This window comes from Streptomyces sp. bgisy027, assembly GCF_057710365.1.
The window spans coordinates 21,824-33,986 of record NZ_JBYIVZ010000036.1 but is presented as its reverse complement, the minus strand read 5'-3'; the positions used below and the strand labels follow the sequence as shown (position 1 = coordinate 33,986).

Below are 12,163 nucleotides of genomic sequence, written 5' to 3'. Positions count from 1 at the left end.
ATGCCAGATGGAGATGGAGCAGGACGAGGTGCGTGAGGGACCGCGGTGCCTGGTGACCGGCGCCACGGGTTACATCGGCGGGCGCCTCGTGCCCGAGCTGCTGGACGCCGGGTACCGGGTGCGCTGCCTGGCCCGCTCCCCCGACAAGTTGCGCGATCACCCCTGGGCGGACCAGGCCGAGGTCATGCGCGGCGACGTCACCGACGCCGCTTCCGTAGGCCGGGCGCTGAAGGGCGTCGATGTGGCGTACTACCTGGTGCACGCCCTGGGGACCGGGAAGGAATTCGAGCAGACCGACCGCAGGGCCGCACGCATCTTCGCCGACCAGGCACGGGCCGCGGGCGTCCGGCGGATCGTCTACCTCGGCGGTCTCACCCCCGCGGGCGTGCCCGAGCGGGAGCTCTCCCCGCATCTGCGCTCGCGGGCCGAGGTCGGCCGGATCCTGCTGGGCTCCGGGGTGCCGACGACCGTCCTGCGGGCGGCCGTCATCCTCGGCTCGGGCTCCGCCTCCTTCGAGATGCTGCGCTATCTGACCGAACGCCTGCCGGTGATGGTCACTCCCGGCTGGGTGCACACCCGCATCCAGCCCGTGGCCGTGCGGGACGTGCTGCGCGCCCTGGTCGGCAGCGCCCGGATGCCCGAGCACGTCAACCGCACCTTCGACATCGGCGGGCCGGACGTGCTGACGTACCGGGAGATGATGGTCCGCTACGCCGAGGTCGCCGGACTGCCGCGCCGGGTCATCCTCACCGTGCCGATGCTCACCCCCGGCCTGTCCAGCCTCTGGGTCGGCCTGGTCACCCCCGTCCCCTCCTCGATCGCCCGCCCGCTCACCGAGTCCCTGCGGCACGAGGTGGTGTGCGCCGAGCACGACATCGCCGACCACGTCCCCGACCCGCCGGGGCACCCGATCGGCTTCGACGAGGCCGTACGGCTGGCCCTGCGGCGGGTGCGGGACGCGCGGGTGACGACCCGCTGGTCGTCGGCGTCCGTGCCCGGCGCTCCGAGCGACCCTCTGCCGACCGACCCGGACTGGGCGGGCGGAAGCCTGTACAGCGACGACCGGGAGCGCCTGGTCGACGCCTCGCCCGAGGCGCTGTGGCGGGTGGTCGAGGGGATCGGCGGCGAGAACGGCTGGTACTCCTTCCCGCTCGCGTGGGCGGTGCGCGGCTGGCTCGACCGGCTGGTGGGCGGGGTGGGGCTGCGCCGGGGGCGCCGCGACGCATCCCGGCTGCGGGTCGGCGACTCGCTGGACTTCTGGCGGGTCGAGGCGATCGAGCCCGGCGGGCTGCTGCGGCTGCGGGCCGAGATGCGGTTGCCGGGGCTGGCCTGGCTGGAGATGCGGGTGCTCACCGACGGGGACGGCCGCACGCTGTACCGGCAGCGCGCCCTGTTCCATCCGCACGGTCTGCTCGGCCAGGCGTACTGGTGGAGCGTCTCCCCCTTCCACGCCGTCGTGTTCGGCGGCATGGCCCGCAACATCGCCCGGGCCGCGGCGAACGCACCCGTCCCCGCCCCGGACGGCGCCCGCGTTCCCTGACCTTCCCCACCGCGCCCGCCGACCGCATCGACCGCATCGACCGGGCAGCGGACCACACCCCCGACTCCCACGGAGCACCCGACATGAGCATCTCGGTCGTCCTGTTCACCTCCGATCTGCGGCTGCACGACCACCCGCCGCTGCGCGCCGCCCTCGACGGCACCGAGCTGACGGTCCCGCTGTTCGTGCGGGACCGGGCGGTGGACGGCGCCGGGTTCGCCGTACCGAACCGGCTGGCCTTCCTCGCCGACTGTCTGCGCGACCTGGACGCCGGGCTGCGCGAGCGGGGCGGCCGGCTCGTCGTGCGCGAGGGCGGCCTCGTCGACCAGGTGTGCAAGGTGGTCGTCGAGGCGGACGCCGACGAGGTGCACATGGCGTCCGACGTCAGCGCCCACGCCCAGCGGCGCGAGGAGCGGCTGAGGCGGGCCCTGGAGGCGCAAGGGGTACGGCTGCACGTCCACGACACCGTGACCACCGCCGTCGCCCCGGGCGCGGTGACCCCGGGCGGCTCGGACCACTTCGCCGTCTTCACGCCGTACTTCCGCCGCTGGTCCGACGAGCTGGTGCGGGACGCGCTGGGCGCGCCGCGCAAGGTACGGGTCCCGGACGGCGTCGGCTCCGAGCCGCTGCCCTCCCGCGAAGAGGTACGGGGCCTGTCGGAGTCACTCGCCGCGGGAGGCGAGCAGGAGGGCCGCAAACGGCTCACCGCGTGGCTGCGCGGCCCGGTGTCCGCCTACGAGGAGCGCCACGACGACCTCGCCGGTGACGCCACCTCCCGCCTCTCCCCGCATCTGCACTTCGGCACGCTCTCCCCCGTCGAGCTGGTCCACCGCGCGCGCCGGGCCGGCGGGCCGGGCGCCGACGCCTTCGTACGGCAGCTCGCCTGGCGCGACTTCCACCGGCAGGTCCTCGCGGCGCGGCCGGGCGCGGGCAGCGCCGACTACCGCCCCCGGCACGACCGTTGGCGCTCCGAGCGGGAGGCGCGCGACGACGTCGAGGCGTGGAAAGAGGGCCGCACCGGCTACCCGGTCGTCGACGCCGCGATGCGCCAGTTGCGGCACGAGGGCTGGATGCACAACCGCGGACGCCTGCTGACGGCGAGCTTCCTCGCCAAGACCCTGTATGTCGACTGGCGGGTCGGCGCCCGGCACTTCCTCGATCTGCTGGTCGACGGCGATGTCGCCAACAACCAGCTCAACTGGCAGTGGGTCGCGGGGACGGGTACCGACACCCGGCCCAACCGTGTCCTCAACCCGGTCGCGCAGGCCAAGCGCTACGACCCCGACGGCGACTATGTCCGGCGCTGGGTAACGGAGTTGGCGGGCATCGAGGGGCGCGCGGTCCACGAGCCGTGGCGGCTGCCGGACGAGGAGCGTGCCGCGCTGGACTACCCGGACCCGATCGTCGAGCTGTCCGACGGGCTGGCCCGCTTCAAGCAGGCCCGGGGGAGATGACCTGTCCCTGCCCCGAGGTCACGGCGAACTCGCGGCCGCCTCTTGGGCGTACAGCCCCGAGAGCACGTCCAGTGCCTCCTTCAGGGTGCTGGGCCGCAGCATCCCCGGCCCGGGGCGGCCGAGCCAGCCGGGACCGCCCAGCATCACCAGGGGTCGGCCGCGTGCGCCCCGCACGCCCCACTGCGCGCCCGCGATGTGCTGGGCCAGCGGCAGGCTCGCCGCCGACCGGGTCTGAGCCCACAGCACGACGACCGCCGGGCCGATCCGGGTCACCGCGGCCGTGAGCGCCTCCACGGGGACCGCGCCGCCGAACATCCGCGTGGGCAGGCCCAGTTCGCACAGCCCGGCGTTGAGCGCCTCAAGCGGCAGGCTGTGCTGCTCGCCGGGCACGCAGGCCAGCAGCACGGGTCCGGGAGCGTGCGCCGAGCCCGGTGTCCCCAGGGGGCGGGTGCATCGGCGGAGCGCGCTGGACACGTGCCAGGACAGCAGGTGTTCCACCTCGACGTAACGGTCACCGGACGAGGCCCACTTGCGGCCCACCGCGTGCAGCGTCGGCACCATCACCTCCTGCCAGGCGACGACGATTCCGTGGTCGTCCACCGCCGAGGCCAACTGCTGCTCCACGGCAGGAGCGTCGAGTCGCACCGCGGCCCGGGCGAGCCCACGGCACTCCTGCCGCACATCGCCGAGCGGCAGCGTGCCGCTCGCGCGGGACCGGGCGCCGCCGGTCGGCGCGACCGCCGCGTCGTCCGGGAGCGTCACGCCATGGGGTGCGGCACCGTCCGCTCCCCGGCGCGCGGCGCGGGCCGCCTCCGCGGGCGGTACTCCGGCGGACGTCAGCCGGCACATCGTCTCCAGCACGGCGACGTCCCGCGGCGCCCACCGCCGGTGCCGGCCCTCGCCGCGGACCTCCGGCCCGATGCCGTAGCGGCGGTCCCAGGACCGCAGCGTGGTGGGCGACACCCCGAGACGGCGGGCCAGCGCACCGGTCGTGAGACCCGCGCCCGCCTCCCGCGAGGCCGCCTCCGGCCGGGTCCCGGTCCCGACGTCCGCCTCGCCCGCCGTCTTCTCCATGGTCCCGACGATACGACGCACAACCGATGCGTGTTGATGGCCTCTCGCCCCGGAGCACACGATGGCGTTACCCAGCACGGCCGGACCGGCGGAGGTCCCCCCGACCGACCCGGGGACCTGATCCGTCCGTCGTGACCGGACCGCCGGCCCGAGCCGTCCCTCAGGAGAGGAGCCATCGACATGACACCGCCTCCGAGCCTCGTGCCCCCGGCCCGCTCGGCTGCCGGGTCCGCCGATCAGGGCCCGGCACCGACCGGCGAGGAAGAGCTGGTGCGGGGCCTGGTCTCGGGTGACGAGGCGTGTCTGGCCGCCCTGTACCGGCGCTGGTCGCCCCTGGTGCACACGCTCGCCCGGCGGGCGCTCGGCGACGCGCGGGAGGCGGAGGACGTCACCCAGCAGGTCTTTCTCGGCGTGTGGCGGGGTCGGCACGGTTACCGGCCCGAGCGCGGCTCGGTCGCCGGCTGGATCTCGGGCATCACCCGGCGCAAGATCGCCGACGCCCTGTGCGCACGGACCCGGCGCAGTGACCTCGTCGCCTCGGCCGGCACCCGCCTCTCCCTCGACGAGAGCGGCAGCGACCGGTTCGCGGAGGCCGCCGTGGACCGGGTGCTCGTCCGCGACGCGCTCGCCGGGCTGCCGGACGCCCAGCAGCGGGTACTGCGGCTGACCTTCTACGAGGACCTCACCCAGACCCAGATCGCCGAACGCACCGGCTGGCCCCTGGGGACGGTCAAGAGCCACGCCCGGCGCGGCCTGCACCGGCTGCACCACCGTCTGCGGGAGGACGTCCAGGTCTGAGCGGCACGCCGGCACGTCGGCGGCGCGCCCGACAACACAATCCACACCGAGCGGCGCATCCCCTCGCGCCGCACCCGGGGAGCAGGCCCCGCTCCCCCGCTCGCCCCCGGGGAGGATCGGCGCTCCTCGGGGGCGGGCCTGCCGTCGGACGTCCGCCGGCGAACCGCCGGCGGCCGCTTCCCTCGCGCGGCCCGACCGCCGGCTCGGCGGCCGGACAGGCCATGGCCGCGGACACGTCCCACTCCCGGAGGACCTCGTGAAAGAAGCCGTGTACATCGGCCCGAACCCGTCGTCGGAGCCCGATCTGACGGAATTGCTGCACCGCGTGGCCCTGGGCGACCAGGACGCGTTCGCCGCGCTGTACGACTGCGTGGCGAGTCCCGTCCACGGAGTGGTCCGCAGCGTGCTGCGCGACCGGGCCCAGTCCGAGGAGGTGGCCCAGGAGGTGCTGGTGGAGGTGTGGCGGACGGCTCCGCGGTACCGGCCGGACCGCGGCACCCCCGTGAACTGGATCCTCACGCTCGCGCACCGGCGGGCCGTGGACCGGGTGCGGTCGGTGGAGGCCGCCGCGGCGCGGGAGCACAAGGCCGCGCTGCTGGACCGGCTGCCCGAGTACGACCATGTGACCGAGCAGGTCGAGGCACGTCTGGAGCGGGAGCAGGTGCGGCGCTGTCTGCGGACCCTCACGGACGTCCAGAAGCAGGCCGTCACGCTCGCGTACTACCGGGGGCTGACGTACCGCCAGGTCGCCGAGACGCTCGCGCTGCCGCTCGGCACGGTCAAGACGCGGCTGCGCGACGGGCTCGTCCGGCTGCGTGACTGTCTGGGGGTGACCGTGTGATCGCCGCCGATCCGCACGCGCTGACCGGTGCATACGCCCTGCACGCCCTCAGCCGCGACGAGCGGGCCGCCTTCGAGCGGCATCTCGCGGACTGCGCGGCCTGCGCGCAGGAGGTCGCCGAGTTCACCGCGACCGCGGCGAGGCTCGGCCTCGCGACGGCCGGGCCGGTGCCGCCGGAGACACGGCAGCAGGTGCTGCACCGCATAGCCGCCGTACGGCAGGAGAGGCCGGGGCCGGCGTCGACCGCCCGTGTCGGCCGGTTCGGTGCGCGGGCGCGCCGGCTGTCGCGGTGGGCGTTGGCCGCCTGTCTCGCCGGCGCCGGGCTGGGCGGCGTCGCCGTGTGGCAGCACGAGCGTGCCGAGGACGCGCGGGCCGAGGCCCGCCAGGCACGGGCGAGCGCCGACGAGCTGGCCGCGGTGCTCACCGCTCCCGACGCGCGCACCGGCACGGCCCGGCTGGCGGGCGGTGCGACCGGCGCTGTGGTGGTGTCCCGGAGCCTGGACCGGGCCGTGTTCGTCAGTTCCGGGATGGCGGAGCCACCGCGCGGCAGGGTCTACCAGCTGTGGTTCGACGACCGCGGCACCATGCGGCCCGCCGGTCTGATGGACCCGCGCCGCGCCGACCAGACGGTGCTGCTCCGGGGCGCCGTGGACGGGGCGCACGGCATGGGTATCACGGTGGAGCCGGCGGGCGGCTCGCCGGAGCCCACCTCGGCACCTGTCGCCGTGATGGACTTCCCGGCCTGACGCGCCCGTCACGCGCGACCCGGCACGGGCGGTCCGTCAGACACGGCGACGCGGCGGCCAAGGGAAGAACCCGCTCGTACGGGCGACGTACTCGGCGTATCCCGGACGTCCGCTCATGTGCCGCTCCAGCATCGGCTTCCCGCTCCCGCGGACCAGCAGGAAGCTCATCACCAGCGGGGAGACGACGGACACCAGGGCCGCCGCGCCCGAGTCGCAGGCGATCAGGAACAGCCCCCACCAGACGCAGAAGTCCCCGAAGTAGTTGGGGTGCCGGGTGTAGCGCCACAGCCCACGATCCATGATCCTGCCGCGGTGGGCGGGATCTGCCTTGAAGCGGGCCAACTGGGCGTCCCCGACGGCTTCGAAGAACAGGCCCACCGCCCAGAGCGCGGTGCCGGCCCAGGCGAAGACCGTCATGTCCGCCGGTACGTACTGGGCGGCCTGGACCGGGAGCGACACGAGCAGCACCAGTGCGCCCTGGAGCAGGTACACGACGCGCAGCGCGTACAGGTCGCGGTTCCCGGGCGCCTTGGCCAGCAGGGCGTCGTAGCGCGGGTCCTCGCCGTCACCGAGCCCCCGGCGGGCGATGTGGACGGCGAGCCGCAGCCCCCACACCACCGTCAGGACGGTGACCAGGACCCGGCGCCCCACGTCCCCCTCCCCGGCCGACGCCACGAAGGTCACGACGGCGACCACGCTGAAGGCGACGCCCCAGGCGATGTCGACCACCCGGTGGACCCCTCGGCGTACGGCCACGGCGAAGGTGACCAGCATGACGGCGAGGACGGCGACCGCGGCCCAGAGCAGGTTGAGGGCGAAAGCGCCCCAGTCGAGGCCGTTCACGGCCGGTCCAGGCCCGTGTACCAGTGCTCCGACGACAGCGGCATGCCACTGCCGCCGCGCGAGGTCGGGCGAACACACAGCACCTGGTCGACGCCCATACGCCCCTCCTCGAAGGCGAGTGCCCCGCCGGCCAGGTACAGCCGCCATACTCGGGCCGTCTCCTCGCCGGTGATCCGTACGACGTCGTCCCAGCGTTCCTCCAGGGTGCGCCGCCATGCCGCGACCGTGCGCACGTAGTGCTCGCGCAGCGATTCGACGTTCCGCACCTCCAGCCCGGCGCGCTCCAGGAGCCCGGCGGTGTCGCCGAGCGGTCGCATGTGCATGTCGGGGGCGATGTACGCCTCGATGAAGGCGCCGCCGCCCGGTGCGTTGCCCGCACGCGACATCTGCTGCACCAGCACCCGGCCCTGCGGGCGGACGAGCCGGTGCAGGGCGGCGGCGAAGGCGGGGTACTCGGCGTCGCCGACGTGCTCGCCCATCTCGACGGTGGCGACCGCGTCGTAGTCGCCGCCCGTGATGTCCCGGTAGTCCTGGCACACGACCTCGACCCGGTGCTCCAGGCTGCGTTCGCGCACCTGCTCCCGCACGTACGCGGCCTGCTCCGCGGCCAGGGTGACGGCGGTGACCTGCGCCTTGTGGCGTTCGGCCGCATGCAGCGTGAGGGAGCCCCAGCCGCAGCCGATGTCGAGCAGCCGGGCGCCGGGCACGACGGCCAGCTTGCGGCAGATCAGCTCCAGCTTGGCCCGCTGGGCGTCGGCGGGACCGAAGCCGGGGTCGTCGTTCGCCCAGTAGCCGCAGGAGTAGGCCATGGTGTCGTCGAGGAGGAGCCGGTAGAAGTCGTTGGACAGGTCGTAGTGGTGGCTGATGGCGTCCCGGTCGCGGGACCTGCTGTGCAGGCGGCCGCGCAGGCGTGCCTGGGACGGCGGCGCGGCCGGGCGGGGGCCGACTGCGCCGAGCCGTACGGCCGTGCCGACCGCCCGGGCCCGGCCGGCGAGGGTGAGCCGTGGGGCGTGCGAGCCGTGGTCCCGGGCCGCCGCCCACATGATGCGCAGCGCCTGCGCCAGGTCGCCCTCGACGTCGACGTCACCGGTCACGTACGCCTGGGCCAGGCCCAGTTCGCCGGGTGCCCACAGCAGTCGACGCAGGGCGCGCCGGGAACGTACGACGGCCACGGGTCCGTCGGCCGGGCCGGACTCGCTGCCGTCCCAGGCGCGCAGCCGCACCGGCAGCGGGCCACCGAGCGCTTCTCCGGCCAGGGCGGCGAGCCGGTGGGCGACGCCTTGCCGGTCCCCCGGGGCGGGGCTCGGCCGGTCGGTTCGGGGGGTCCGCTCGTCTCGGTCGGTTCCGGCGGTGGTCATCGGGCGGGGTCCTCCTTCGTGCACAGGTACTGCTGGACGTCGAGGTAGCCGGAGCGGAATCCGGCCTCGGAGTAGGCCAGGTAGAAGGTCCACATGCGCCGGAAGGTCTCGTCGAAGCCGAGGTCGGCCACCTCGCCGGCGCGCTCGGTGAACCGTTCGCGCCACAGCCGCAGCGTCTCGGCGTAGTGCGCGCCGAAGCCCTCGCGGCGGGTGACGGCGAGCCGGGTGTGGTCCCGGACGGTCCGTTCGATCGCTTTCACGGAGGGCAGCAGGCCGCCGGGGAAGATGTACTTCTGGATCCAGGTGTGGGTGTTCCGGCTGGCCAGCATCCGCTCGTGCGGCATGGTGATGACCTGGAACGCGGCACGTCCCCCGGGCACCAGCCGCTCGTCCAGGGTGCGGAAGTAGACCGGCCAGAACTCCTCGCCGACCGCCTCCAGCATCTCGACGCTCACGACGGCGTCGTAGCAGCCGCGTGCCTCCCGGTAGTCGCACAGCTCTATCGCGACGCGGTCGCTCAGGCCCGCCTCGCGGACCCGCGCACGGGCCAGGTCGCGCTGTTCCCGGGAGAGGGTCAGCGAGGTGACGTGCGCGCCGCGGGCGGCGGCCCGGATGGCCAGTTCGCCCCAGCCGGTGCCGATCTCCAGCAGCCGGGTGCCGTTGCCGACCCCGGCGAGGTCGAGCAGCCGGTCGATCTTGCGGTGCTGGGCGCCGGCGAGCAGGTCCCAATGGGCGGGGAAGCCGCGGAAGAGCGCCGAGGAATAGGTGAGGGTGTCGTCCAGGAAGAGGGCGAACAGTTCGTTGGACAGGTCGTAGTGGTGGCTGATGTTGTCCCGGGCGTGATCGGGCGTGTTGCGGCGGTTCGGCGGCTGGCGCAGGGCCCACAGGCCGCGCAGGCGCTGCAACGGTGCCGGGACCAACTCGGCCGCGTGGGCGGCCAGCACGGTGAGGACGGCGACCGGGTCGGGGGCGTCCCACTCCCCCGCCAGGTAGGACTCGCCGAACCCGATCAGCCCCTGGGATCCGATGCGGCGGTGGAAGGCCGCCGGATCGTGGACGTCCAGCAGGGGTCCGCCCTTGCCGACACTGCCCATTCCGGCGAAGCGGGCATGCAGGGGCAGCTCGCGCAGGGCGCGGCGCACCACGGCCCGGGTCAGCGCGGTCCGCGGCCAGGTGGCCGCGGGTGGGGCCGGCACGTCGAGCCGGGCCGGGCCGGGCTCGGGGTCGGTGTGCGTGGCGCCGGGGTGCTCGACGTCGGCGCCGGGGTGCTCGACGTCGGCGCTGCGGTGCTCGGCGGCGGCGCTGCGGTGCTCGGTGGCGGCGTCGGTGCCGGAGCGTTCGGCGTCGACGTCGTCCGTGGGGGCGTCCTCCTGCTCGGCGGCGGAGCGGGGCTCGGCGGCTCTCATTTCACATTCTCCGGAGTCCGGTGACGGGTGCGGGGCTGGACGGGCAGTCCCCGCAGGTACAGGCGGATGCCGTGCATCCGGATGGCCGCCGACACCGCGGCCGTGGACCACGGGTGCCGCAGCGCCAGCCGGAGCAGCGTGCCCGTCGTCACTTCCCGGCGCAGGCCCCGGACGGTTGCGGTGAAGGGGCGGCCGCCCGCGCGGTCCAGGTGCACGGTGAGGTCGAGCCGGCGGCCGGGCTCCGGTACGCGCATCCGGTAGCGGCCGTCGACGGGGAAGAACGGCGAGACGTAGAACTCCTTGCCCGTGTACGCGATGCCTTCCGCGTCCGGGCGCAGGAGATAGCAGTGCCGTTCGCCGTAGGTGTTGTGGACCTCGGCGACCACACAGCGCGGCCGGCCGTCGGGGTCGTGGCACCAGTAGAGGGTGAGGGGGTTGAAGACGTACCCGAGGACGCGCGCGTGGGTGAGCATGACGACGCGTCCGCCGCGCAGGTCGACACCCCGGTCGGCGAGGTACTTGTCGAGCCCGGCCCGGATGGAGGGCTGTGTGCCGTCGAAGTGATCGCGCGGGTCGAATCCGGCCAACGGGCGTACGGGCCAAGGGAGTCGAGGCGGAAGGCCGGGGTCGATCAGCCACATGTAGGTGCGGTGCCGCAGCCCGTACCGGGTGGGCGCCGTGCGCACATGCGTGATCGTGCAGGAGTACAGGGCCGAGGTCGCCGTCACCATCGCACCCCCAGTGCCGCGGCGGCCGTCGCTCCGGAGCGGCAGCCGTCCTCGTGGAAGCCCCAGCCGTGGTAGGCGCCGGCGAACGCGGTGACGGCGGTGTCCAGTTCGGGCAGCCGCTGCTGTGCGGCGACCGACCCGGTCGTGTAGACGGGGTGTTCGTAGACCATGCGGGCCCGGATCCGGGCCGGGTCGACGCGGTCCTCGCCGCCGAGGGTGACCACGTACGTCTCGGCGGTGTCGAGTCCCTGGAGGCGGTTCATGTCGTAGCTGACGCGGACCCGGTCGGCGGGCGCCCGGCAGGAGGGCATCAGGTAGTTCCACGACGCGCGGGCCGCACGGGCACGCGGCAGCAGCGTCGTGTCGGTGTGCAGGAGCGTGGCGTTGCGCGAGTAGCGGAAGGCCCCGAGCACTTCCTTCTCCACCGGGGAGGCGTCGGCGAGGAGGGTGAGGGCCTGGTCGGGGTGTACGGCGATCACGACGGAGTCGTACGACTCGGTGGTGCCGTCGCGTGTCGTGACGTCGGCCCCGTCGGCGTGCCGTCGCACGGCGTGTACGGGGGCGCCGGTCCGCACCCGGTGGAGCCGCTCGGCGATCCGGTCGACGTAGGTCCGCGAGCCGCCGGTCACCGTGCGCCACTGGGGCGAGCCGCCGATCGAGAGCATGCCGTGGTGGTCGAGGAAGCGGAACAGGTAGGCGGCGGGGTAGCGTCCCGCGGTCGCAGCGTCGCAGGACCAGACAGCGGAGACCAGCGGCGTCATGAAGTGGCTGCGGAAGTAGGGCGAGAAGCCCTCCCGGTCCAGGAATTCGCCGAGGGTGAAGGTGTCCTCGGCGGGGCGGGCGAGGAGCCTGCGGGCCGCGCGATGGAAGGCGGGGACTTCGGCGAGCATCCGCAGATAGGTGCCGCGCAGGGCGTTGCGGGGCCGGGCGAGCAGTCCGGCGGGGCCGCGGGCGCCCGCGTACTCCAGACCGCAGCCCTCGCACCGCACGGACATGCTCATCTCGGACTCCCGCGTGGCGACGTCGAGTTCACCGAAGAGCCGCAGCAGCTGCGGGTAGGTGCGCCGGTTGTGCACGATGAAGCCGGAGTCGACCCGGTCAAGGCTGCCGTCGCTCGACGTCAGTTCATGGGTGTGCGCGTGTCCGCCGAGCCGGTCGTCTGCCTCGTACAGCGTGACGTGCCGGGCGCGGGCCAGCACATGGGCCGCGGTCAGTCCCGCGATGCCGCTTCCCACGACGGCCGTACGCCGTGGCGCACCGGGCCCGTCCCCGCTCTCCGGCCGTGACGCTGGCGCCATCGTCGCTCCTCCCACCCGGCTGCGATCGGCTTGTCCCGCGTAATCCGAAGCTGCGGACGGGTCGGATTGGCCGGTGG

The 12,163-nt window shown here is 74.3% G+C and carries 11 protein-coding genes; 5 read left to right on the top strand and 6 right to left on the bottom strand.

The genetic code is table 11. From position 1 onward, the window contains the following. Positions 1 to 7 precede the first annotated feature (7 nt). Together AC3ETA_RS31540 and AC3ETA_RS31535 are read left to right on the top strand one after the other, a co-directional pair. Positions 8 to 1,540, top strand: coding sequence for an SDR family oxidoreductase (locus AC3ETA_RS31540; RefSeq protein WP_432196297.1), 1,533 nt, complete (start codon positions 8 to 10; stop codon positions 1,538 to 1,540). Between the two features lie 83 nt (positions 1,541 to 1,623). After that, positions 1,624 to 2,994, top strand: a complete 1,371-nt coding sequence (locus tag AC3ETA_RS31535) for a cryptochrome/photolyase family protein (protein ID WP_432196296.1) — start codon at positions 1,624 to 1,626, stop codon at positions 2,992 to 2,994. Positions 2,995 to 3,012: 18 nt separating this feature from the next. On the opposite strand, the gene AC3ETA_RS31530 is transcribed toward AC3ETA_RS31535, so the two are convergent. Continuing rightward, positions 3,013 to 4,068 (bottom strand): MerR family transcriptional regulator, encoded by a 1,056-nt coding sequence (locus AC3ETA_RS31530; protein ID WP_432196295.1) that lies wholly within the window; start codon positions 4,066 to 4,068, stop codon positions 3,013 to 3,015. 180 nt (positions 4,069 to 4,248) lie between these two features. Between AC3ETA_RS31530 and AC3ETA_RS31525 the strand changes: the two genes are divergently transcribed. The 3 genes from AC3ETA_RS31525 (at position 4,249) to AC3ETA_RS31515 (ending at position 6,453) form a co-directional block, all read left to right on the top strand. Beyond that, positions 4,249 to 4,866, top strand: a complete 618-nt coding sequence (locus tag AC3ETA_RS31525) for a sigma-70 family RNA polymerase sigma factor (RefSeq protein WP_432196294.1) — start codon at positions 4,249 to 4,251, stop codon at positions 4,864 to 4,866. Between the two features lie 256 nt (positions 4,867 to 5,122). Continuing rightward, positions 5,123 to 5,707: a sigma-70 family RNA polymerase sigma factor gene (locus AC3ETA_RS31520; RefSeq protein ID WP_432196293.1), complete on the top strand. Its 585-nt coding sequence runs from the start codon at positions 5,123 to 5,125 to the stop codon at positions 5,705 to 5,707. Further along, entirely contained in the window at positions 5,704 to 6,453 is a 750-nt protein-coding gene (locus AC3ETA_RS31515) for an anti-sigma factor (protein ID WP_432196292.1), read from the top strand. Before AC3ETA_RS31520 ends, AC3ETA_RS31515 begins: the two co-directional genes overlap by 4 nt. Positions 6,454 to 6,489: 36 nt before the next feature. Here AC3ETA_RS31515 and AC3ETA_RS31510 read toward each other — a convergent pair whose 3' ends face one another. Genes AC3ETA_RS31510 through AC3ETA_RS31490 form a run of 5 tightly spaced genes read right to left on the bottom strand, consistent with a single transcriptional unit; the run spans position 6,490 to position 12,086 of the window. Then, a complete protein-coding gene (locus AC3ETA_RS31510; protein WP_432196291.1) occupies positions 6,490 to 7,296 on the bottom strand; it encodes a DUF1295 domain-containing protein in 807 nt (268 codons plus the stop codon). Beyond that, entirely contained in the window at positions 7,293 to 8,654 is a 1,362-nt protein-coding gene (locus AC3ETA_RS31505; protein WP_432196290.1) for a class I SAM-dependent methyltransferase, read from the bottom strand. Before AC3ETA_RS31505 ends, AC3ETA_RS31510 begins: the two co-directional genes overlap by 4 nt. Next, positions 8,651 to 10,060, bottom strand: a complete 1,410-nt coding sequence (locus AC3ETA_RS31500) for a class I SAM-dependent methyltransferase (protein WP_432196289.1) — start codon at positions 10,058 to 10,060, stop codon at positions 8,651 to 8,653. Before AC3ETA_RS31500 ends, AC3ETA_RS31505 begins: the two co-directional genes overlap by 4 nt. Next, entirely contained in the window at positions 10,057 to 10,791 is a 735-nt protein-coding gene (locus AC3ETA_RS31495) for a DUF1365 domain-containing protein (RefSeq protein ID WP_432196288.1), read from the bottom strand. Before AC3ETA_RS31495 ends, AC3ETA_RS31500 begins: the two co-directional genes overlap by 4 nt. Then, positions 10,785 to 12,086, bottom strand: a complete 1,302-nt coding sequence (locus AC3ETA_RS31490) for an NAD(P)/FAD-dependent oxidoreductase (RefSeq protein ID WP_432196287.1) — start codon at positions 12,084 to 12,086, stop codon at positions 10,785 to 10,787. Before AC3ETA_RS31490 ends, AC3ETA_RS31495 begins: the two co-directional genes overlap by 7 nt. Positions 12,087 to 12,163: the final 77 nt, after the last annotated feature.